Origin of the sequence: Cognatundibacterium rivi (assembly GCF_018139565.1) — a bacterium.
Taxonomy (GTDB): Bacteria; Pseudomonadota; Gammaproteobacteria; order Burkholderiales; family Burkholderiaceae_D; genus Undibacterium; species Undibacterium rivi.
This window is the reverse complement of record NZ_JAGSPK010000001.1, coordinates 114,042-137,487: the sequence shown is the minus strand read 5'-3', so window position 1 is coordinate 137,487 and position 23,446 is coordinate 114,042. Positions and strand designations below refer to the sequence as shown.

Below are 23,446 nucleotides of genomic sequence, written 5' to 3'. Positions count from 1 at the left end.
ACAGAGCGACTCCATCAGATCGCCATGAGACCACAATACCAACGAGATTGAACCCTGAAATTTGCTGTTATTTGCTGTTTTAGGGGGAGTATCTGGCGTTTTGGCCTTTATGTCGGCATAAACAAAGGGCTTGTAAATATACTCTGGGGAGTATATTTACAGCCCAAAATGCCTGAAAAACACCTGTAGTGATGATTTCCGTGCAGTGCAAGCAGCAAAACGCGTTGCGAATTCAGGCCGCAGGCATCGCACCGTTCAGCACTGCTCAGTCCGTTTCAGCGGGACGCCGCATCAGCAGATACACGCCTTTATCTTCGACTTCCAGAAAACCCAGCCGCTGATACAGGCGTAACGCTGGATTAAATTTTTCGACATGAATCTGCACCGCTTTGTGCGCTGCCCGCGCCTGGGCAAAAACTGCCTGCAACAGATCGGTGCCTATGCCCTGGCCGCACGTGTCGGCCATCAGCGAGATATCGACTATCGATATCGTCTCAGGCTGGTGTTGCAGATACAAACGGCCAATGTCTTGCTGCCCGCGCTGAACAATAAAATACTCAGTATCGGAATAAGCCGCATACGCACGGTGTTGCGCCTGAAACTGCATCGCCAGAAAAGCGGCTTTCTGTGCTTCAGGCCAGCCTGTGGGGCGCAGCTCTTCCTCGCGCACAGACGCATACAAGCGTTGCAAAAACTCCTGATCGGCGTCGCTGACCGCACGCAAGGCCAGTTGCGGATGCCGGAAAATCATCGCCGACGGCACTGCTTATTTCTCCACACTGAACGTCGCGGAATAAGAAACGCCACGTTCTGTTTTCGAAAACGGCACCAGAAAAATTTCCTGCGTCGCTAAGCTGGCATGCTGCAAGGCGTAGATTCCCTGTGGCAAAGCCGTGCTGGCATTGCTGGAAAAATTCAGAGAAAAAAAGTGATACGGGGAAGATGCTGTCGTGCTGTCTTTGACATCATCCAGTGTCAGGGTCAGGCTCAGACCATCGCCAAACGGAATAGAAAACTGAGAACCAACATGCGGTAAAAATTGTGCAGCGGTAAAAGTCATATCGTGAAATGTTCAGACAAAAAAATGCCAGAGCAAGCTCTGGCCAGAATTTAAGGACGCTGCGGAAACACGCCGTACAATGAAATGCAGAAATTCAGCACGCTGAAAGGCTGACGATTTTCATGCGCAGTCCCCTGACCGACAACACTGATGCCCTGTGGTGACAGCATTGTCAGCGTCGGTGCAGACGTATCGGTCGTGGCAGCATACAAATTGCCGCTTGCCAGCTTGGAAACTAAATGACCGCCCGGGCCTGCCGATGCGGATTGGCTTGCATTGACAACCATATCATGCGTATGCGTGGTCATTTCGCTCAAGGTCAAACTCACTGCATTCTCGCCTTGCTGCTCACCTACCAGATTATTTTGCGCGCCAATCACGGCCTGCCCCATTAAATTTGGCAAGCCAAAAGTCGAGGTGCCATTCCCGCCATAATTGACGCCAAGAATCGAGAACAAGGTTGAATTTTGCTGGATAGGTACCAGCGCGCCGTCACAGAATGCCCATTGATAAGGGGCAAAGTTGAAACCAAACGCGCGGATTTCTCCGATAAATGGATCTGCCATTCTGTTCTCCTTAAGCTTGCTGCGGGTAAATGCCGACCGTTGCGATGATGTAATTCAGTGCCGTTGTGGGCATCAGATTGCTATGCGGGAGACTACCGCCAACAACAGGGATCGATTGTGGACTGAGCTTGCGTTCCAGCGTGGGATTTGGCACGCCAGAGTCGTACAAAGTACCGCTGGCCAGCGTTGCCAACACCGTCGTCGGTCCGGGAACACCAATAGTGGCATTATCCGCACTGCCTTGTATCGTGTGGCTATGCGCAGGGAGTTGCGCTTGTGTCAGTGACACACTTGCCACCCCAAATGTCTGCCCCATGGTGCGTGGCGACAGAGCCGGACCGGTACCCTGCCCGACGGGCAGGCGATTGCGCAGATCGGGCAAAGCAAATGTGCGGACGCCGTCGCCGCCGTAGGTGGTGCCCAATAATGTAAACAGGATCTCGTTCTCTGAAATCTGAATCTGACTACCATCACACGCTAGCCAGCCCTGTGGCGCGTAGGTGCCTGCAAACAAACGAATTTCGCCAACAAAAGGATCTGCCATTCTGTTCTCCTTAATTTCTGGATGGGAAAATGCCGGAAGTGGCAATGATGTAATTGATGACGAGTGATGGCTGCATGTTTTCATGCGCAGCGCCGGCACCTATTGTCGAGGTCATGCCAGCTTCCATTGCGACCAGATTAGTGGGGGTACCGTAGATGTTGGTCGCCGTTGCCGCCAATACATTCAGCGCTGCACTACCGACACGCGGGGTAGTCGCAGGCGAACTGGCCACCACCACATTATGATTGTGCGGCGGTAAATTCGCGGCCTGCAGAGCAACCGTTTCCTGACCACCGGTTTGACCTTGTATATAGGTGCTGCCATCCCTATGCACCGCGACGCGCCCGCGTAAATCCGGTAATCCGAAAGTATTCTGTCCATCCCCGCCATATTGCACACCCAGCAATGCAAACAGCGCATTATTCTGTTGCACGCTCATTAAGGCACCATTGCAGAATGCCCAGCCTTTCGGCGCAAATGGAAAAGCGCAAATCTTAATCTCACCTAAAAACGGCTCCACAGTTTTCTCCTTAAAGAGGTGCTGACGGTTAAAAAAGTGCTGACACTGACCACTATTGGCAATTTTTATTTTTTTACAACAACCATAATTCGCTCAAAATAAATTTTCGTCAATCATCTATTCAGACTAAGGAGGCGAAAAGAACACACTTATAGGCAATTCATTTTTTAATTTGCCTTTTTTTTGTGCAATGTGGCTAAAATATTACCGTCGCTGATAATTGCCTAATAAATCACTTTTTGTCAAGAAAAAGTTTATTTTGGGCAACTATCAGCAATCCGATTCTCTGCTTCAGCATATTTCAATCCCAATCGGCATCACCTATTACCAGTCAATCAACACGGAACATCCCCGAGGAAAAAATGACGATATATCCCAGCCATGATCCCGCCAGCCAGGCAGAAAGAATGCGCTATCCCGCATGGTGCAGCCTGCTTTTATTCACCTTACAAAAACAGATGCTGCGCAGCTTAGTCCAACTGATGCTGCTGATTTTTTCCTTGCTGGCCTATGGGCAAGCGTCTGCCGCTTGTAATATCAGTTTTACCGCTGCGGCTGGGGGACAGGTCACTTTTGAGGCTGCAAACAGTCAATACGCCGGACAGCCTGCAAGGTACAAGTACTCATTTTCGGCAGCAGATAGCACCAATTGCGGCAATGCCGACGTATTTGGTCTGTCGAACGCCGACGGCTCCAGTAATAGTAATAACACCGGCGTCACAACCAGCGCGGGGATCATGCTTCAATCCAGCGCCAAAGGGTCGAACAATATGTTTGTTCACTCGACAAACAATGGTGGCCCCAACGATTTCAGCGCTTTTTATTATTCCATTCCCGCTGGCTTATCGAATACCACTGATACCTTCCAGTTTTATGATGGCAATGTGGTTTTGCAAACTGCAACTGTCACCATTCCGGCTGCAACTCCCGGCGCACCAACAGGTGTTACCGCTACAGCAGGAAATGCGCAGGCGTCGGTTGCCTTTACGGCCCCCGCCTCCGATGGTGGTAGTGCCATTCTTGACTATACCGTCACATCAAGTCCCGGCGGCTTTACTGCTACCGGCGCGGCCAGTCCGCTGAACGTCACTGGTCTGACCAATGGGCAGGCTTACACTTTCACGGTCACGGCAAGAAATGCCAATGGCTCTGGTACTGCGTCTTCCGCATCCACGGCGGTCACGCCTAAGGCAACGCAAACCATTACCTTTAACCCTCCCGGCGCACAGACTTTTGGCACGACACCGACCTTGACGGCTACGGCTTCTTCTGGTCTGACGCCGACATTCACATCAACGACAACCGGCGTCTGTACGATCACTTCCGGTGGTGCGTTGACGTTTGTCACGGCAGGCTCTTGCACGATTAACGCCGATCAGGCTGGTAATGCTGCCTTTTCAGCAGCAGCAACGGTTCCGCAAACCTTTACTGTCAACGCCATTGCTCCGGGAGCACCAACGGCAGCGGCCGGCACCGCCGGGGACACTCAGGTCTCCGTCGCCTTCACCGCACCAGCTTCCAATGGCGGCAGTGCTATTCTTGACTATACGGTCACGGCCAGCCCCGGCGGAGCCACGGCTACCGGTGCAGCCAGTCCGCTGAACGTCACTGGTCTGTTAAACGGAACTGCTTATACTTTTACTGTGACCGCCAGAAACTCGGCTGGCTCCGGTTCGGCATCCACGGCGTCCTCTGCAGTCACGCCTAAGGCACCGCAAACCATTACCTTTAACCCTCCCGGGGCACAGACTTTTGGCACGACACCGACCTTGACAGCTACGGCTTCTTCTGGTCTGACACCGACATTCACATCAACGACAACCGGCGTCTGTACGATCACTTCCGGTGGCGCGTTGACGTTTGTTACAGCAGGCTCTTGTACGATTAATGCCGATCAGGCTGGTAATGCTGCCTTTTCAGCAGCAGCAACGGTTCCACAAACTTTTACTGTCAACGCCATTGTTCCGGGAGCACCAACGGCTGCGGTGGGTACACCAGGAGACACTCAGGTCTCCGTCGCCTTCACCGCACCAGCTTCCAATGGCGGCAGCGCTATTCTTGACTATACAGTCACTGCCAGCCCCGGCGGAGCCACGGCTACCGGTGCAGCCAGTCCGCTGAACGTCACTGGTCTGTTAAACGGAACTGCTTATACTTTTACTGTGACCGCCAGAAACTCGGCTGGCTCCGGTTCGGCATCCACGGCGTCTTCTGCAGTCACGCCTAAAGCTGCACAAACCATTACCTTTAACCCTCCCGGTGCACAGACTTTTGGCACGACACCGACCTTGACGGCAACCGCCAGTTCCACCTTAGCTGTGAGTTTCACCTCCACAACAACAGGGGTCTGTACAGTCACTTCCGGTGGTGCGTTGACGTTTGTCACGGCAGGCTCTTGTACGATTAACGCCGATCAGGCTGGTAACGGCACATACCTGGCAGCGACTACCGTCGGCAGAACATTTGCGGTTAATGCGACTGTTCCAGGTGCCCCAACCGGTGCCGTTGGTACAGCCGGAGGTGGACAAGTATCCGTGGCCTTTACAGCGCCAGCTTACAACGGCGGCAGCGCCGTCACGGGCTACACGGTCACTGCGAGCCCCGGTGGTGCGAATGTCAGCGGCGCGACCAGCCCATTGGTCGTCACCGGCCTGACAAACGGAACGCCATACACTTTCACAGTGACGGCAACCAATCTGGCAGGTACTGGCACGGCGTCTACCGCATCCACGGCAGTGACGCCTAAGGCAGCGCAAACCATTACCTTTAACCCTCCCGGTGGTCAGGCTTTTGGTACAACACCAACCTTGTCCGCTACGGCTTCTTCCGGTCTGATACCAACATTCACCTCCTCAACAACCGGTGTCTGTACTATTACTTCCGGTGGTGCGTTGACGTTCGTCACGACTGGCACTTGTATAATTAATGCGGATCAGGCCGGAGATGGCACTTATGGGGTAGCAACGACGATCAGCAGAACATTTGCCGTAAATCCTGTTGTACCTGGTGCGCCTACCGGTGCCGTAGGCACTGCCGGAGCCGCCCAAGTGTCTGTCGCCTTTACTGCACCGGTATTTAATGGTGGTAGCGCGATCACAGGTTACACGGTCACTGCGAGCCCCGGTGGTGCGTCTGTTAGCGGTGCGACCAGCCCATTGGTCGTCACTGGCCTGACAAACGGAACGCCATACACTTTCACAGTGACGGCAACCAATCTGGCAGGTACTGGCGCGGCATCGACGGCATCTACCGCAGTCACGCCAAAAGCACCTCAGACCATCACGTTTGGCAATCCCGGTACACAGACTCTCGGTACGGCATTGACGTTGACAGCCAGCGCCTCTTCCGGTTTAACGGTCACATTCACATCATCAACACCCGGTGTTTGCTCAGTAACCCCGGGAGGTGTTGTGTCCTCTATCTCTGCGGGTGTCTGTACCATCAATGTTAATCAAGCTGGTAACACGAACTTCGCAGCAGCGGCAACGGCGACTCAATCGTTCACCATCAGTCCTTTGCCAGTTGGCGTGCTGACGTTTGCCAAACCGGGCGCAGCACTCGTCACGATGGGTTCGAGCTTCACAAACGTTGCAACCTCAACTTTGAGCGGTGGCGGCTTTGGTGCCATCAGTTACAGCAGTTCGAATAATGCAGTGGCAACGGTGAATGCGGCCGGTGTCGTGACACCGGTCAGCCCCGGCTCAAGCACCATAACGGCAACGCAAGCTGCTGTGCCTGGTGTGAACGACCAGGCGACACAAACCTATACACTGACAGTTGCACCTCTGCCGGTTGGTATCCTGAGTTTCACCACACCAAATGCAGCAACGGTCGTGATGGGAGGTACGCTGACTAATCCTGCAACATCAACCCTGACGGGTGGTAGTTACGGAGCGATCAGTTACAGCAGTTCAAACACTGCCGTGGCTACCGTGAGTGCAAATGGCGCAATCACTACTGTCAGCGCCGGTACGAGTACGATCACGGCGACGCAAGCAGCAGTCGCAGGGGTGAATGCTCAGGCAACGCAGACTTACGTGCTGACGGTTGGTAAAAATGCGCAAGCGACACTCAGAGTCGTCAGCGATAAATCAAGCATCTTTAAGGTGACAGGTACAGCAACACTGACCACAACTGGCGGCTCTGGTACCGGCGCCATCAGTACTGCAGTCACAACGGGTACTTGCTCAGTCGCTGGCAATGTGGTTACTGCAGGCAGTGTTGCAGAAACCTGCGTCGTCACAGTGACTAAGGCAGCAGATGCCAACTACAGTGCAGCAACGGCAACGGTCAGTATCCAGATACTGAGTATGGCGACATCCAGCGTCACGCTGGCCAGTTCCTCGCTGAATCCTATGTTAGGACAAAGCGTTAATCTGACCGCGACGGTTAATCCAGGCGCGGCAACGGGAACCGCCAGTTTTATGGATGGCACGACTCTGATCGCGAAAGTGAATCTCAGTGCGGGCGCTGCAAGTCTGACGACCAGTACTCTCGCCGTCGGCAGCCACAATCTGACCGTGGTGTATTCTGGTGATGCCAATCTGGCCAGCTCCACCAGTGGTGCCATTGTTGTGAACGTCAATGCCCGACCTGATCCGGTAAGCAATCCGCTGGTGAAACAAAATATCGTTTCGCAAGCAACGACAACACAACGCTTTACTGTGGCTCAGATGAGCAACATCTATAACCACGTACAGATTCTGCATAGTGACTTTAATATCCGTAACCGTTTCGGGGCGGGTCTGAATGTGCCGTATCTGGATACTTTGCGCCTGGTCGGTGGAAAAATTCTGGATAATTTCAGTGGCACTCAAGAGAAAGATGTTCTTGCCGGAGAATTCGGAACAGTGAAAACTGCGGAAAATCAACGCCGCGCAAGAGCGCCATTTGCTCAGGACGGTACGGCCCATCAGAAAGAAAAACGCATTGCGAAAGACGAGGAAGCAGATCAGGAACCGGTCATCAGCGATGATGTTCCACGGATTGCCGGTATGCCGGCAGGTTTCTGGACTGCGGGTAATATCGACGTCGGCTCTCTGGATGCACAGGATGGCTCTCGTACTAAATTCTCCAGTGCAGGTTTAACGCTGGGTATGGACGTAATGGTCAATTCTAAGTTGATTGCCGGTGGCTCGTTAGGCTACGCTAAAGACAACGCTACTTTTGATAATCTTGGTAGTGAAAGTAAAGCAAAACAATGGTCTGGCTCGCTGTATGCAACTTACAAACCAGAGAAACATTGGTTTATTGATGGCGTACTTGGTGCCGGTCATGTGAGCTACGACAATCGCCGTTGGGACGGTGACAATAATGTCATGTTGTCTGGTGACCGCAAAGGTAAGGTCATTTACGGTTCACTTAGCCTGACACGCGAATTGATTCTGCAACAGTTCCGTGTGCATCCGTTTGGCCGCGTTGATGTGATCAATGTAAAACTGGACAGCTATTCAGAACAAGGCAGTCCGATGGCATTAACCTTTAAAGATAGCAGCTTTACCAATTCCACCGTCACTGGTGGCCTGGATATCTTTAAAGACTATTTCTTTGCCAGCGGTCAGGTAACGCCTTCACTGAAGCTGCAACTGTCACACCGTACCAGCGGCGATGTGAATCAAGCCGTGTACTACACTGACATGGGCGTGAATGGTCCAACGTATAACGCGATCGTGACAGGTATTCCGGAAGATGTTCAGTCTTTAGGATTAGGGCTGAATTTCAAAAACCGCCGGGGTTTCCAGGCAAACTTCGCGTGGCTGGGTTCGATGGGCGCAAACGCTTATCGTAACAACAGCTTCCGACTGGATTTACGCTTCGGCTTCTGATGCATTGAGTTAAGCGTATTTTAAATAAAAGCCCCCGTTAGCAATAACGGGGGCTTTTTCTTTGTGGCGGCTGAACATGAACGCCTGCTCAGCGGTAATCTGATGAAACACTGGCGATCGATTTTCAATCGCATCATCGTCGGGGAAAGTCCGCTTCAGATATCCACAGGATCAATTTCTACCGACCACTTCACGCGGCTCTTCATTGCCCGCAAAGTCGCTATCCATTCTTTAACGAACGCCTGCAATGCCGGGCGCGAGACCGATTCAACCAATAATTGCGCCCGATCGACATTCGCGACTCTGGTCATGGTCATGGGAATCGGATCATTGATCGTGATGCCGGTATGTAAGGTACAACTTGCAGCCTGCTGCAAAAATTCTATCGCCGTCACTAATTCCCGCGCCTCTGCACGTAACAAAGCCTGATACATAAACGGCGGCAGTTGCGCCTGCTGGCGTTCCTGCAATAAATCGGTCGCGAAACTCTGATAGTTGTGCGCCATCAACGCGTGATACAAAGGATGATCAGGGTAACGGGTCTGAACCAGCACCTCAGAGATACTGCCGCCCTCTTTCTGCGCAGTTCTGCCGGCGCGCCCCGATACTTGCATCAGTTGTGCAAACAAGCGCTCGCTGGCGCGATAATCCTGGGAAAACAAAGCGGCGTCCGGATTCAATGCTGCGACCAGGGTCAGGCGCTTGAAGTCGTGTCCCTTCGCAACCATCTGCGTTCCGATCAGAATATCGACCTCGCCATCGTGGACGCGTTCAAAGGCGGCGGCTGCACTGCCTTTCAGACGGGTCGAATCAGCATCGATGCGAAATACCCTTGCTTCCGGGAAAATGTTTGCCAGCGTTTCTTCCAGTCTTTGCGTGCCGCGACCCAGCGGTTGTAAATCAATATTGCCACACGTCGGGCAAGAACGCGGGATACGTTGCTCCAGCCCACAGTGATGACAACGCAAACGATGATCACCTTTGTGCAACACCAGATTGGCGGTACAACGCGTGCAATTGCTGATCCAGCCACAGGCATCACAGGCCAGAACTGGTGCATAGCCGCGCCGATTCAGAAATAGTAGTGACTGCTCACCCTTCTCTAAACGCCGACGTATCGCGGAAATTAATCGCGGAGTTAAACCTTCACTGGGTTTTTCCCGCTCCAGATTGACGATTTTAACAACCGGTAACACCGCATCTTTGACCGCACGCTCATGCAACTCTAACAAGCGATAGCGTCTGCTTTGTGCGCCATGCCAGCTCTCCAGAGATGGTGTCGCCGACCCGAGCACAACCGGGATCCGCAATTGATGTGCGCGCCAGATCGCCAGATCACGCGCGGAATAACGCAAGCCTTCCTGTTGCTTATATGACGGATCGTGCTCTTCATCAACGATGATCAGTCTTAAATCGGGCATTGACGCCAGCATTGCCAAACGCGTCCCTAATACGATGCGAGCCTGTCCCTGATGCGCCGCCAGCCAGTGGAGCAAACGTTCGCCCTCGGCCATACCACTATGCAAGGTTGACAAGTGTAAGCCGGGAAAGCGATCGCGTATGCGCGCCTCAAATTGCGGTGTCAGATTAATTTCCGGTACCAGAATCAATATCTGCCCAGTTGCCGACTCCGCGAGAATTTTGGCGGCAGACTGCAGGTACACCTCTGTTTTTCCGCTTCCTGTGACGCCAAACAAGAGATAAGGAGTGAATTTCCGGGTCTGAGTTATTGCGTTGACTGCCGCCTGTTGCTCAGCATTGAGTGCCGGAGCGGCTTGCACAGTGGCATCTTGCGAAAGAGATAATTTACCTAATTTCTTCAGCGCCCTGTCCAGAGAAACGGTTTTGGCGACTTTTAAATTTTTAGGTAAGGCGGGTAATGCGACTTCACCCAGAGGGCGCTGATAATAGTCTGCCGCAAACTTAATCAACGCCAGCCATTCAGCGTTCAAAGCAGGAAGCGCATCGCGTACAGCGATCACATCGCGCAACTTATCTGCGGGCACTGTTGTTGTTTCTACTATATCAACAATAATGCCCACGATTTCCTGGCGACCAAACGGTACCAATACCAATTGCCCTACGCGTGGCGGCTCGTATGCATTCGTCTCTTCTGACGAGGAAACCCAGCGGTAATCAAAGAAAGTGTCAAGCGGTGTATCTAACGCGACACGCAGGAAAATGGCGTTCACGTGTCTAGTTTTTGTCGTAAAAAATAACGTTAAGCATTGATTTTATGAGTAGTTTGCCAGTTATCCACAATTTCTGTGAATAACTTTGTGGGTAAAGGTCTATTGACATCGCTTTTTGCTAAGGTTTACGCGGGTTTCAACAGAATGCTTATTCTGAAGGCAAATTAATTTATCATTTAAAATCAATGAGTTAGGAAAATCATTTGCTTACTTAAAAATATTTTTTAAAGTTTTTTTCAATTGCCCTGAATTTGTGCATAAGTAAGATAAATTATGCTTGTCTTTACACAATATCTCGTTATACGGCTTGGTTTTCCATCGTTTTTGGGCTTGAAAAGGGCATGTATACAAGGTTTTGCAAAGCAACATGCTGGGCTGATCAGCAAAAACAGGCAACGTCAATTGATTGACGTTTTAAATGCCTGCTTTTCTATCCATTTTGTTATGCCTATTCGAAGTGCAAAGTCAAAATCTGAGTATCAAGATCCAGCACTTATGCTACTTTTTGGCGCTGGCTACGACTGTATTCGTGCACAGTATCGACCAGGACACTCACGGAATCCGGTGAGGTAAATTGTGAAATTCCATGGCCAAGATTAAATACATGCCCGTGACCCACCGCAGGGGTACCGTAACTATCCAGTGTTTGTATCACCTGCTGACGAATTTGCTCTGGTTCCGCAAATAAAATCGCGGGATCAAGATTGCCCTGCAGCGCGACTTTATCACCGACCCGGGCGCGCGCTTGTCCAAGATTGACGGTCCAATCCAGACCAACAGCATCCGCACCGATGGCTGCAATCTTTTCCAGCCACAAGCCACCACCCTTGGTAAAGACAATAGCCGGGATACGTTTTCCATCTTTTTCTTTTTGCAATTTATTGACGATGTCCTGCATGTAGCTCAGCGAGAACTCCTGATAAGCTGCATCCGCCAACGCGCCGCCCCAGCTATCGAAAATCATCACTGCCTGCGCCCCGGCATCGATTTGTGCGTTTAAATAGCTGGCAACCGCATCCGCGTTGACCCGCAAAATGTGGTGCATCAGATCAGGGCGCTTATACAGCATGGTTTTTACCGTGTGGAACTCACGTGAGCCCTGCCCTTCCACCATGTAGCAAGCCAGTGTCCACGGGCTGCCCGAGAAGCCTATCAGTGGCACGCGACCATCAAGCGCGGTGCGGATCTGCGTCACGGCATCAAATACATATTGCAGGCTACCTTCTTCAGGGACTTTTAATGCCAGAACGTCTTTTTCTTCTTTTAAAGGCCGTTCAAATTTCGGTCCCTCGCCCTCTTCAAAATAAAGACCCAGCCCCATCGCGTCCGGTACGGTCAGGATATCGGAAAACAGGATAGCCGCATCCAACGCAAAGCGATCTATCGGCTGCAAAGTGACTTCCGTCGCGAACTGTGGATTCTTTGCCAGACTCATAAACGAACCTGCGCCTTTGCGCGTAGCGCGGTATTCAGGCAGATAGCGTCCCGCCTGGCGCATCAGCCACAATGGCGTATATTCAGTCTCCTGGCGCAGCAGAGCTTTGATGAAGGTATCGTTTTTGAGTGGAGCAAAATTGTGGGACATGTTGACTTTCAGAACACTGTTTTAATTTTGTGAAGATGCGGAAAACATTGCAAATCTCGGAATAGCTTACATTATCGCCTAAGCTGCATCGAACGGCATCTGATCTTGCGCAATTGACTCAACAGGAGCGTAATACCATGAATATAAATTGTGGATAACTTTGTGGATAGCTTTATCTATTTTAGTATTTAGCTTTGATTGTTAAATACAGTTAACAAAATATGCCTTCAACCTATTGATTTCATTGAATTTATTTTTAATCGCTTGCTATAAAGAAAAATTTCTTCGAAAACATGTTTCTAATAGCTTGTGCATAAGTCCGCTTGTCAACGAGATTTTAAAATAATTACTTCCCCGTACACTGCATGCATTCCAGCTCGTTGCTACGCTTGTTTTTCTGGGTTCAGAGCAAAAGGAAGTTATTACCCTGGCATGGATTATTCGACCTTAATTTTTGCGTAATCCGGATTAGCCGGTGGAAATTTGAGTTTCATACTTTCCAGTTTTTCCAGAACAATACTGGCGATAGCCAGATTACGCTGCGTCTTGGAATCAGAAGGAATGACGTACCAGGGCGCAGTTTCACTATCAGTGGCACAGATTGCTGTTTCGTAAGCACGCTGATAGGCGTCCCAGTACTTGCGTTCAGCCAGATCCTGCATGTCAAACTTCCAGTGCTTGTCAGGATCAGCCAAGCGTTCTTCCAATCTGCGCTTTTGTTCCGCTTTAGAGATGTGCAAAAAAAACTTCAGAATGATCGTTCCCGTCTCTGCAAGCATGCGTTCAAAGTCCCGGATATGCGCATAGCGTCTGACACATTCTGCGTCATCAATCCAGCCGTGCACCTTGCTGATCAACACGTCTTCATAGTGACTGCGGTTAAAAATGACAATTTCACCTTTCGCCGGAACCTCCTGATGTATGCGCCACAAATAGTCACGGTCTTTTTCGGCCTGACTCGGTGCTTTAAATGCCACCGTTCTCGCACCCAGCGGATTAATCTGTCCGAATACGCCTTTGACTGTGCCATCTTTCCCGGAAGTATCCATTCCTTGCAAAATGACTAGTAATTTCGGCCCTTTGGAAGCGACAAAGACATTTTGCAAATCTGCAATCTTTTCAGCAAGATTAAAGGTCTGAAGTTTGTCGACAGATTTCGCATCAGGTTGCGCGGTCACTGCCGCACCCAGCACCTTACGATTAGCGTCGGTCTCTTTTAAAACAAAATCTGATTTCACCCGGAATTGATCTGCAACCGTCATAAATTACCTGTTTGATGTTTCAGAGAAAAGCTTGGGACGAATTTGGTGTTCAATTTTTAAACACCGGTCCATCACCACAAATACGCCCGCCGATTGTAATGCTGCCGCTGCGGCGACATTGACTATACCCGATTGCATCCACAGATATGTCGCAGCTATTGTCATCGCTTGTTCGGCGATCGGCGGAATATCGTCGGCATTCCTGAAACAATCAACGATATCGATGGAATGTTCACGGCTCGCCTCAAGCAGATCTGGATAGCAAAATTCACCAAGGATCAAGTCCCCCGCATAACCCGGGTTGATGGGAATAATCCGGTAGCCATGCGCTTGCATATACGCCGCGACCATATAGCTGGCACGATGTTGCTTTGGAGACAGGCCAACAACAGCAATATTTTTGCTTGATTTAAGTAATGTGGAAATTGCGTCGGGGTCGTTGATCATGACTGAATTCATCCGTGCTCCTGTAAAACAAAAAGGCAGCCAGAGCTGCCTTTTTGTTGTATTGCCTTCGTCGCGATAGTTAATAACGCAAACGAATTAACGCTTTTGACGCAATTTCTGTATCGCTGCCAACTGTGCAATCGCTGTAGCCAACTCTGCCTGTGCTTGCGCATAGTCAATTTTGGAATCACGATTAACCAATGCTTCTTCCGCCAGTTTTTTGGCTTCTACGGCTTTGGCTTCGTCCAGATCATGACCGCGAATCGCAGTATCTGCCAGAACAGTCACTGTATCTGGTTGCACTTCAAGCAGGCCACCGGCAACGAATACAAATTCGTCTTCAGTCTTGCCCGGAACCTTGATGCGCACTGCGCCCGGTTTGATACGGGTAATCAGTGGCGTATGTTTTGGGTAAATACCCAATTCACCAGCCTCACCCGGCAACGCGACGAATTCAGCCTCACCGGAAAAGATCAACTCTTCCGCAGAAACAACGTCAACGTGAATAGTGTGTGCCATGTTCGACCCTTTTTATTCGCTAAAAGCTGGGGTGCGACCCAGTTGATTCAACTCTGCCGCACCACGATGCTGACAATTAAGCAGCAGCCAGTTTTTTCGCTTTTTCGATTGCTTCGTCGATAGTACCTACCATGTAGAACGCTTGTTCTGGCAGGTGATCGAGTTCACCGGAAGCGATCATTTTGAAGCCCTTGATCGTATCTTTCAGTGAAACATATTTACCTGGAGCACCGGTAAATACTTCAGCAACGTGGAAAGGCTGAGACAGGAAACGTTGCATTTTACGTGCACGGGCAACGATCAGTTTGTCTTCAGGTGCCAATTCATCCATACCCAGAATCGCGATAATGTCACGCAATTCTTTGTAGCGTTGCAGCGTACCCTGAACAGCGCGCGCTGTTTCGTAGTGTTCTGCACCAACTACTTGTGGGTCCAGCTGACGGGATGTTGAATCCAGTGGATCAACCGCTGGGTAAATACCCAGAGAGGCGATGTCACGGGACAGAACAACGGTGGAATCCAAGTGAGCAAATGTGGTCGCTGGAGACGGATCAGTCAAGTCATCGGCTGGAACGTACACGGCCTGAATGGACGTAATAGAACCAGTTTTAGTCGACGTAATACGCTCTTGCAAACGCCCCATTTCTTCAGCCAGTGTAGGTTGGTAACCCACAGCAGAAGGCATACGACCCAGCAACGCGGATACTTCGGTACCGGCCAGTGTGTAACGGTAGATGTTATCCACGAAGAACAACACATCTTTACCTTCGTCACGGAAACCTTCAGCGATTGTCAGACCTGTCAGAGCAACGCGCAGACGGTTGCCTGGTGGCTCATTCATTTGACCGTACACCATCGCTACTTTGGAGTTTTCTGGATTTTCCAGATCAACCACTTTAGCGTCAGCCATTTCGTGATAGAAGTCATTACCTTCACGAGTACGTTCACCAACACCCGCAAATACGGACAAGCCGCTGTGTGCTTTAGCGATGTTGTTGATCAGTTCCATCATGTTGACGGTTTTACCCACACCCGCACCACCGAACAGACCGACCTTACCACCTTTCGCGAACGGGCAAACCAGATCAATAACTTTGATACCGGTTTCCAGCAATTCTTGCGATGGTGAGAGTTCGTCGTAAGCAGGTGCCTTACGGTGAATGGAAGCTGTCTGCTCATGGCTGACAGGACCACATTCATCAATTGGGTTACCCAATACGTCCATGATACGACCCAGCGTTGCTTTGCCAGTCGGAACCATGATAGGGTTGCCGGTGTTGGAAATCATCATGCCGCGACGCAGACCGTCAGAAGTACCCAGCGCAATCGTACGGACAATGCCGTCACCCAATTGCTGCTGAACTTCCAGAGTCAGGTCGGAGCCTTCCATTTTCAAGGCATCGTAAACTTTAGGCATCGCGTCGCGTGGAAACTCAACGTCCACAACAGCGCCGATACACTGAACGATTTTGCCATTAGCCATGTTCGTTCCTTCAATAATTAGTATTCAGTTTAGACCGCTGCCGCGCCGGCGACGATCTCGGAGAGCTCTTTGGTAATAGCGGCTTGACGGGTTTTGTTGTAAACCAGTTTCAGTTCGCCAATCACGTTACCTGCGTTATCACTTGCCGACTTCATCGCCACCATACGGGCCGACTGTTCTGACGCCATGTTTTCCGCTACTGCCTGGAAAATCAGCGCTTCAACATAGCGTATCAGCAATTCATCAATGACCGTCGCTGCATCTGGCTCATACAGATAATCCCAGGAATGGGCGTTTTTATCTGTCGCCAGCTTGTCCGATGTCAGAGGCAATAATTGCTCAATGACCGGTTCTTGCTTCATGGTGTTGATGAATTTGGTATAACTCAGATAAACCGCATCCAGTTTGCCTTCCTGATACGCGTCCAGCAAAACTTTGACCGGACCGATCAATTTATCGAGATGAGGTGTATCTCCCAGCTGTACCGCATGCGATACGACTGGAGCCCCAATACGATTCAGGAAACCAAGACCTTTATTACCAATTGCGACCGCTTCTATCTTTGAACCCTTAGCTTCTAGTTCACGCAGTTTGTTGGTGACCAAACGCAATACGTTCGTATTCAGGCCACCGCACAAACCCTTATCTGTCGTCACAACGATCAGTCCAACCTTCTTGGACTGATCTTGCTGAACCATGAAAGGATGCGTGTACTCAGGATTCGCTTGTGACAAGTTCGCGGTGATATTACGAATTTTTTCACTGTAAGGACGAGCCGCACGCATCCGGTCTTGCGCTTTACGCATTTTGGATGCGGCGACCATTTCCATCGCCTTAGTGATCTTTTTCGTGTTTTCTACACTTTTGATCTTGCCACGTATCTCTTTGCCTGAGGCCATGTTTAGCTCCAGTTAAGATCAGTACGCGCCAGATTTTTTGAAATCAGCAACAGCTGCTGACAAAGTGGCTTCGCCATCTTTATCAAGTTGCTTGGTTTCTTCAATCTTAGCGAGCAATGCTGCCTGGCTAGTCTTCAGGTAATTATGCAGACCAGCTTCGAAAGACAATACTTTCTTCACTTCGACATCATCCAGATAGCCCTTGTTCACTGCGAACAAAGAAGCCGCCATCAGAGAAATCGGCAATGGAGCATACTGTGCTTGCTTGAGCAACTCTGTAACGCGCGCACCACGATCCAACTGCTTACGTGTGGATTCATCCAGATCAGAAGCAAACTGCGCGAACGCTGCCAACTCACGGTACTGAGCCAAATCGGTACGGATACCGCCGGACAAGTTTTTGATAACTTTAGTCTGAGCAGCACCACCCACGCGAGACACGGAAATACCCGCGTTAATCGCTGGACGAATACCAGAGTTAAACAAGGATGTTTCCAAGAAGATCTGACCGTCAGTAATCGAAATCACGTTGGTAGGAACGAAAGCAGAAACGTCACCAGCTTGAGTTTCAATGATAGGCAATGCTGTCAATGAACCTGTTTTGCCTTTGACTTCACCTTTAGTGAATGCTTCAACGTAATCAGGGTTCACGCGTGCTGCACGTTCCAGCAAACGGGAGTGCAGGTAGAACACGTCACCTGGATAAGCTTCACGGCCTGGTGGGCGGCGCAGCAACAGGGAAACCTGACGGTAAGCAACCGCTTGTTTAGACAAGTCATCATAGATGATCAATGCATCTTCACCGCGGTCACGGAAGTATTCGCCCATGGCGCAACCGGAGTAAGCGGAGACGTATTGCATCGCTGCAGATTCAGCCGCAGTCGCTGCAACAACAATGGTGTATTCCATCGCGCCGTGAGCTTCGAGAGCACGCACAACGTTTTTAACGGAAGACGCTTTTTGACCGATCGCTACATAAATACAAGTAACGTTCTGACCTTTTTGGTTGATCACGGCATCAATCGCAACCGCTGTTTTACCAGTTTGACGATCGCCAATGATCAATTCACGCTGACCGCGACCAACAGGAACCATTGCATCAATTGACTTGATACCGGTTTGCATTGGCTCGGAAACAGATTGACGTGCGATAACGCCAGGCGCGATTTTTTCGATAGGCGCAGACAATTTCGCATTGATCGGACCTTTGCCATCGATAGGCTGACCCAGCGCATTGACAACACGACCACGCAGTTCAGGACCAATAGGTACTTCCAGAATACGACCAGTACATTTGACGGTGTCGCCTTCGGAAATGTGCTCGTAGTCACCAAGAATAACGGCACCAACAGAATCACGTTCCAGATTCAATGCCAGACCAAATGTGTTGCCTGGAAATTCCAGCATCTCACCTTGCATCGCGTCAGACAGACCGTGGATGCGGCAGATACCGTCGGTAACGGAAATAACCGTACCTTGATTACGAATCTCAGCAGTTTCACCAAGGCCTTGAATCCGGCTCTTGATCAGCTCGCTGATTTCAGATGGGTTGAGTTGCATACTAACTCCTAATATTTATACGTTCTTACGCGGTCAGGGCTGAGTGCATTTTTTGCAGCTTAGCGCGAACCGACGTGTCAAGCACCTGATCACCAACCACGATGCGCACACCACCGATCAAAGCAGAATCCACTTTGACGGTAGGATGCAATTTGCGGCCAAATTTCTTTTCCAATGTCACCGCCAAGTCGCTCAACTGAGCTGCCGACAATTCAAATGCGCTGGTCACTTCTGCATCTGCCGCACCTTCGTGGGCGTTTTTTAATGCATGAAATTGGAAAGCGATTTCGGGCAGCAAAGTCAGACGATCATAGTCAGCGAGTGTATTGATGAAGTTTTTCGCTTCAGCAGTCACTGGAGATTTGAGCGCAGACAGGAAAATCTCAGCTTTTTGCGAAGCCGAGACTTTTGGGTTGTGTGCAAGAGCTTGTACATCGGGATGCGCACCAGCCTGTGCCATTTCGGCAACCAGATCCGACCAGGCGGACAGGTTACCGGTTTGGGCAACACGAAACAGCGCTTCTGCGTAAGGACGAGCGATCGTTGCGAGTTCGGCCATGATTACAGCTCGGTTTTCAGTTGATTCAACAGATCTGCGTGAGCGGATGCATTGACTTCACGTTTCAGAATTTGCTCTGCGCCTTTCACTGCCAACGTAGCAACCTGATCACGCAGTTCTTCGCGTGCTTTAGTTACCTGGTTTTCAGCATCAGCTTTTGCAGCAGCAATAATGCGGGCAGCTTCAGCGGCGGCAGTATTTTTGGCTTCATCCACGATCAGGGCAGCGCGTTTTTCAGCGTTGATGATCTGTTTCTGGCCTTCTTCACGGGCGCTATTCAATGCAGCTTGCGCTTCTTTTGCGCCATCTTGCAAAGTCTGACGCGCTTTGTCGGCTGCAGCCAGTCCGTCTGCGATTTTCTTCGCACGCTCGTCGAGCGCGTTCATCAGTGGCGGCCACACAAACTTCATTGTGAACATTGCCAAGATGAAGAAAACCCCAAACTGAACGAACAATGTTGCGTTTAAGTTCACGGTAATTCCTTATCTAAATGGATCAAGCCGAAAGCACATTGCTTCCGGCAGTAGAAGGAAAAACTGATTATTTGAATGGGTTAGCAAATGCGAACAACATTGCGATACCAACACCAATCAGGAACGCCGCATCGATCAGACCAGCCAACAGGAACATCTTAGTTTGCAATGTGTTCATCAATTCTGGTTGACGAGCAGACGCTTCGAGGTACTTACCACCCATGATAGCGATACCGATACAAGCACCGATCGCGCCCAAGCCGATGATCAAACCGCAAGCCAAAGCAACAAAAGATAAATCAGTCATGACATTTCCTTAAAAGTTAAAAATAATAAAAGACTAAAACTAAAAAAACAAATCGAAACAATTACTGCAAAACTCAATTAATGATGTTCATGCGCCTGACCGATGTAGACCAGAGTCAGCATCATGAAGATAAACGCTTGTAAGAACACAATCAGAATATGGAAGATCGCCCAGATAGAACCAGCCACCAGATGACCAAACACACCAAATACTGTTGCCATCGAACCCAACAAAGCGATCAACAAGAACAACAATTCACCAGCAAACATGTTACCGAACAGTCGCATACCCAGAGAAACGGTTTTAGCAGCAAATTCGATCAGTTGCAAAATCAGATTAAATGGCGCCATTTTGATACCGAACGGAGCAGACACCAATTCATGCAGGAAACCACCAAGACCCTTGATCTTGACACTGTAATACAGCATCAAAGCCAATACGCCGAGAGAAATACCTAAGGTGCCATTTAAGTCAGCAGTCGGAACAACACGGTGATGAGTAAAAATATGTTCTACGCCCAGCAAGGAAAACAAGCCAGAGAACAAATCAACAGGCAGGAAATCCAGCGAGTTCATCAGTGCAACCCAAACAAACACGGTCAGCGCGAGAGGGGCGATGAAACTACGGTCACCATGAACGATACCCTTCGATTGTTCTTCTACCATCTCGACCAGAATCTCGACGGCAGCCTGAAAACGGCCAGGCACACCGGAGGTCGCCTTACGCGCAGCAAGCCACAAAATCAGGCTACCAACGATACCGGAAAATATGGACCAAAAAATCGTGTCCATATTGAAAATAGAAAAATCAACGATTTTATCTTGGTGATGGGTCGAGAAATGTCCTAAGTGATGGACAATATATTCTGACGCTGTTGGTGCGTGCTCAGTTGCGCTCATGGTCGTTGTCTAAATAGTAAAATAAAATAACTTTTCAGTACTACGATGAAGGCGATCAAAAATGCCGGCCAGTTGACATCGCGGTACCAGTAGACAACCGCCGCCATCAGCGCAATTGTCAGTGCAATCTTGATAAATTCACCGATGAAAAATGTCATCGGGTTCGCACCACCAGGTTTTTTGGTGCCCATGAACAGGCGTAACGCAAAAAACGCATTTGGCAGTGAGCAACACATTCCACCAATAAAGGCAGAAAAAGCGAGGGAAGTATTACCAAAAATTCCGGCTAACAGAGCCACAACCAACGCTGTTGCCATCTGCAACAGTACGATACGGGCCATGCTTTCCTCACTTATTTACAAATGACTGTTGATATTCAAGCAGTTGCCACAAAATATTATCAGGCAGCGCGAATCCTCGCCAATCAAAACCACGGAATTATACGTGGTAGTGCGTAACATCGTCAAACGTTTGATGCAATGCATCAGAATGAGACATTTTTATTTCCCCGCCCTGCCCTTGTTTCACTCAACAAGCTGGAAAGATAGTCTTGGCCTTGCTTCCAGACTCCCAGCCCTGAGTCACCATTGATGTGACCGTAAGCACCAATATTGTGAAATGTTGCTCCCCAGAGTCGAGCCCAGTTTTCAGCGACGTCGATTTCACACCAGGGATCATCTTCAGAAGCAACAACTTTGACTGGAAATGGAAAACTCGTCGTCGGCATCGGTGCGAAACTGGGTGCAGGAAAGTTTTCCCGGTTCACACCTGGTGGAGCGACCAATAGAGCTGCCTTAACTTTACTTTTATCCTGAACACCGGGGCAATTCTGTGCGACCCACCATGCCGTCAATGCACAACCCAGGCTATGGGCAACCAGAACAATATCATCATTACAGGCGTTGATTGCTGCAGATAAAGTCTGCAGCCATAAGTCGCGGTCAGGGTTCTCCCAATTCGCTTGCTGGACACGCTCAACATCCGGCAAAGATGTTTCCCATAAACTTTGCCAATGTCCAGGTCCAGAATTGTACAAGCCCGGCAGGAGGAAAATTTTCATTTTGAATTTATTGCCCGCGGATTTTCAAAATAATGCCATCCAGAGAATCCAGATCGGCGAAATCAATCAACATCTGACCACGCCCTTTGCTTCCCATCTTCAGAGTGACCTGTGTCGCTAACACATCCGACAGCTCTTCCTCCAGACGCGTGATATCGCGTGATTTTTCAGCTTTATCGCGCGGCTTTGCGCCAGAGCTCATTTCCAGTGTTGTTTTTGCAACTAATTTTTCTGCTTCCCGCACAGACATGCGCTTTGCGACAATCTGATTGGCCAGTTGTATTTGCGTCGCCGCGTCAGTCGCCAACAACGAACGTGCATGGCCCATATCAATATCGCCAGCCATCAACATCGTCTGCACCGGTTTTGCCAGATTCAACAAACGCAATAAATTCGACACTGCACTGCGCGACCGCCCGACTGCGGTTGCCGCCTGTTCATGCGTAAACGAAAAGTCAGTAATCAAACGGTGAATACCTTGCGCTTCCTCGAGAGGATTCAGATCTTCACGCTGGATGTTTTCAATCAATGCCATTGCGGCGGCGGCCTGATCGTCAACGTCTTTGACGAGCACCGGAACTTCGTCCAGCCCCGCCATTTGTGAGGCGCGGAAACGGCGTTCACCTGCAATAATTTCGTAGCGAATCACTCCGTTGCTTTGCCCTACCGGACGCACCAGTATCGGTTGCATCAACCCTTGCGCCTTGATTGAGGCTGCCAGCTCGGTCAGAGCACCTTCGTCCATGCGTGTGCGCGGCTGATATTTACCCGCTTGCATTTGCGTTACCGGCAAGCTGGTTGGCGCGCCACTGACTGTGGGTACTGCTTCTGCAAAATCCCCTGCACCACCTAATAATGCGTCCAAGCCACGGCCTAAGCCTTTTTGTTTTTTTGTGACCATGCTTATTTATCCAATTGTTTAATTCTTTCAACCATTTCTGCACCGAACGCGATATACGCCTGCGCCCCCTTCGACGAAGGGTCAAATACCACACCCGGAATGCCATACGATGGCGCTTCAGCCAGGCGCACATTACGCGGAATCAGCGTTTTGAAAACCTTGTCACCAAAATGTTGTTCCAATTGATCGGACACCTGCTGTGACAAGGTCATGCGCGGATCAAACATCACGCGCAGTAAACCGACGATTTTCAGATCAGGGTTCAGATTGGCGGAAACCTTCTTAATGGTATTTGCCAGGTCGGATAAGCCTTCGAGCGCATAGTATTCGCATTGCATAGGAATAATCACGCCATGCGCGGCACACAAGCCATTCAGCGTCAGCATAGACAATGCCGGAGGGCAATCGATCAATATAAAATCATACTCATCAGCAACCGCTGACAGCGCGTCACGCAGACGTTTGTCACGGTTGTCGAGCTCGACCATTTCAACTTCGGCACCGGCCAGCTCGCGGTTCGCTGGCAACACGTCAAACTTACCCGATTCAGAACGCTGACGAGCAGTAGCGACATCGGACATGCCAAGCAACACTTCATACACAGACGCCGTCAGCTTTGCCTTATTGATCCCCGCGCCCATGGTGGCATTGCCTTGCGGATCGAGATCGACCAGCAGCACACGCTGCTCAAGTTTTGCCAGACCGGCGGCAAGATTAACGGTGGTCGTCGTTTTGCCGACTCCACCTTTTTGATTTGCGACACAAAATATTTTTGCCATAGAGGT

The 23,446-nt window shown here is 50.1% G+C and carries 22 protein-coding genes; 1 reads left to right on the top strand and 21 read right to left on the bottom strand.

The window, feature by feature from the left end; genetic code table 11:
* Nucleotides 1-265 precede the first annotated feature (265 nt).
* From KDM87_RS00625 to KDM87_RS00605, 5 genes are read right to left on the bottom strand one after another with little or no spacing between them, the layout of a single operon-like run.
* Nucleotides 266-751 carry a GNAT family N-acetyltransferase gene (locus KDM87_RS00625; protein ID WP_186884075.1) on the bottom strand — a complete coding sequence of 162 codons (486 nt, stop codon included), beginning with the start codon at nucleotides 749-751 and terminating at the stop codon, nucleotides 266-268.
* A gap of 15 nt (nucleotides 752-766) precedes the next feature.
* Complete coding sequence (locus KDM87_RS00620) at nucleotides 767-1,060, bottom strand: DUF6916 family protein (RefSeq protein WP_186884076.1); 294 nt, start codon at nucleotides 1,058-1,060, stop codon at nucleotides 767-769.
* Nucleotides 1,061-1,110: 50 nt separating this feature from the next.
* Nucleotides 1,111-1,626 (bottom strand): phage tail protein, encoded by a 516-nt coding sequence (locus KDM87_RS00615; RefSeq protein WP_212677314.1) that lies wholly within the window; start codon nucleotides 1,624-1,626, stop codon nucleotides 1,111-1,113.
* Between the two features lie 10 nt (nucleotides 1,627-1,636).
* Nucleotides 1,637-2,170: a phage tail protein gene (locus KDM87_RS00610; protein WP_186884078.1), complete on the bottom strand. Its 534-nt coding sequence runs from the start codon at nucleotides 2,168-2,170 to the stop codon at nucleotides 1,637-1,639.
* 10 nt (nucleotides 2,171-2,180) lie between these two features.
* Nucleotides 2,181-2,690 carry a phage tail protein gene (locus KDM87_RS00605; protein ID WP_212677313.1) on the bottom strand — a complete coding sequence of 170 codons (510 nt, stop codon included), beginning with the start codon at nucleotides 2,688-2,690 and terminating at the stop codon, nucleotides 2,181-2,183.
* 362 nt (nucleotides 2,691-3,052) lie between these two features.
* Here KDM87_RS00605 and KDM87_RS00600 point away from each other — a divergent pair, with 362 nt between their 5' ends.
* On the top strand, nucleotides 3,053-8,515 hold the full coding sequence (locus tag KDM87_RS00600) for a fibronectin type III domain-containing protein (RefSeq protein WP_212677312.1): 5,463 nt from the start codon (nucleotides 3,053-3,055) through the stop codon (nucleotides 8,513-8,515).
* 155 nt (nucleotides 8,516-8,670) lie between these two features.
* On the opposite strand, the gene KDM87_RS00595 is transcribed toward KDM87_RS00600, so the two are convergent.
* The 16 genes from KDM87_RS00595 to KDM87_RS00520 form a co-directional block, all read right to left on the bottom strand.
* Nucleotides 8,671-10,707, bottom strand: a complete 2,037-nt coding sequence (locus KDM87_RS00595) for a primosomal protein N' (RefSeq protein WP_212677311.1) — start codon at nucleotides 10,705-10,707, stop codon at nucleotides 8,671-8,673.
* A gap of 493 nt (nucleotides 10,708-11,200) precedes the next feature.
* A complete protein-coding gene (hemE, locus tag KDM87_RS00590) occupies nucleotides 11,201-12,292 on the bottom strand; it encodes a uroporphyrinogen decarboxylase (protein ID WP_212677310.1) in 1,092 nt (363 codons plus the stop codon).
* Nucleotides 12,293-12,729: 437 nt separating this feature from the next.
* Nucleotides 12,730-13,554, bottom strand: coding sequence for a PPK2 family polyphosphate kinase (locus KDM87_RS00585; RefSeq protein WP_212677309.1), 825 nt, complete (start codon nucleotides 13,552-13,554; stop codon nucleotides 12,730-12,732).
* Nucleotides 13,555-13,557: 3 nt separating this feature from the next.
* Nucleotides 13,558-14,013: a CoA-binding protein gene (locus KDM87_RS00580; RefSeq protein WP_230407531.1), complete on the bottom strand. Its 456-nt coding sequence runs from the start codon at nucleotides 14,011-14,013 to the stop codon at nucleotides 13,558-13,560.
* Nucleotides 14,014-14,097: 84 nt separating this feature from the next.
* Nucleotides 14,098-14,520, bottom strand: a complete 423-nt coding sequence (locus tag KDM87_RS00575) for a F0F1 ATP synthase subunit epsilon (protein WP_212677308.1) — start codon at nucleotides 14,518-14,520, stop codon at nucleotides 14,098-14,100.
* A gap of 76 nt (nucleotides 14,521-14,596) precedes the next feature.
* A complete protein-coding gene (gene atpD, locus KDM87_RS00570; RefSeq protein ID WP_212677307.1) occupies nucleotides 14,597-16,003 on the bottom strand; it encodes a F0F1 ATP synthase subunit beta in 1,407 nt (468 codons plus the stop codon).
* A 29-nt stretch (nucleotides 16,004-16,032) separates the two neighbouring features.
* Entirely contained in the window at nucleotides 16,033-16,902 is an 870-nt protein-coding gene (gene atpG, locus KDM87_RS00565; RefSeq protein WP_186884086.1) for a F0F1 ATP synthase subunit gamma, read from the bottom strand.
* Between the two features lie 18 nt (nucleotides 16,903-16,920).
* Nucleotides 16,921-18,462, bottom strand: coding sequence for a F0F1 ATP synthase subunit alpha (atpA, locus tag KDM87_RS00560; protein ID WP_212677306.1), 1,542 nt, complete (start codon nucleotides 18,460-18,462; stop codon nucleotides 16,921-16,923).
* Between the two features lie 25 nt (nucleotides 18,463-18,487).
* Entirely contained in the window at nucleotides 18,488-19,021 is a 534-nt protein-coding gene (locus KDM87_RS00555; protein WP_212677305.1) for a F0F1 ATP synthase subunit delta, read from the bottom strand.
* 2 nt (nucleotides 19,022-19,023) lie between these two features.
* A complete protein-coding gene (locus tag KDM87_RS00550) occupies nucleotides 19,024-19,494 on the bottom strand; it encodes a F0F1 ATP synthase subunit B (RefSeq protein WP_186884089.1) in 471 nt (156 codons plus the stop codon).
* Nucleotides 19,495-19,561: 67 nt separating this feature from the next.
* Nucleotides 19,562-19,801: a F0F1 ATP synthase subunit C gene (gene atpE / locus KDM87_RS00545; RefSeq protein WP_162019491.1), complete on the bottom strand. Its 240-nt coding sequence runs from the start codon at nucleotides 19,799-19,801 to the stop codon at nucleotides 19,562-19,564.
* 77 nt (nucleotides 19,802-19,878) lie between these two features.
* Nucleotides 19,879-20,700 carry a F0F1 ATP synthase subunit A gene (gene atpB, locus KDM87_RS00540; protein WP_186884090.1) on the bottom strand — a complete coding sequence of 274 codons (822 nt, stop codon included), beginning with the start codon at nucleotides 20,698-20,700 and terminating at the stop codon, nucleotides 19,879-19,881.
* On the bottom strand, nucleotides 20,697-21,041 hold the full coding sequence (locus tag KDM87_RS00535) for an ATP synthase subunit I (protein ID WP_186884091.1): 345 nt from the start codon (nucleotides 21,039-21,041) through the stop codon (nucleotides 20,697-20,699). The genes atpB and KDM87_RS00535 overlap by 4 nt, the downstream gene beginning before the upstream one ends.
* A gap of 143 nt (nucleotides 21,042-21,184) precedes the next feature.
* Nucleotides 21,185-21,760, bottom strand: a complete 576-nt coding sequence (locus tag KDM87_RS00530) for an RBBP9/YdeN family alpha/beta hydrolase (RefSeq protein WP_212677304.1) — start codon at nucleotides 21,758-21,760, stop codon at nucleotides 21,185-21,187.
* Nucleotides 21,761-21,767: 7 nt separating this feature from the next.
* Entirely contained in the window at nucleotides 21,768-22,661 is an 894-nt protein-coding gene (locus tag KDM87_RS00525) for a ParB/RepB/Spo0J family partition protein (protein WP_212677303.1), read from the bottom strand.
* 2 nt (nucleotides 22,662-22,663) lie between these two features.
* Entirely contained in the window at nucleotides 22,664-23,440 is a 777-nt protein-coding gene (locus tag KDM87_RS00520; protein WP_186884094.1) for a ParA family protein, read from the bottom strand.
* Nucleotides 23,441-23,446: the final 6 nt, after the last annotated feature.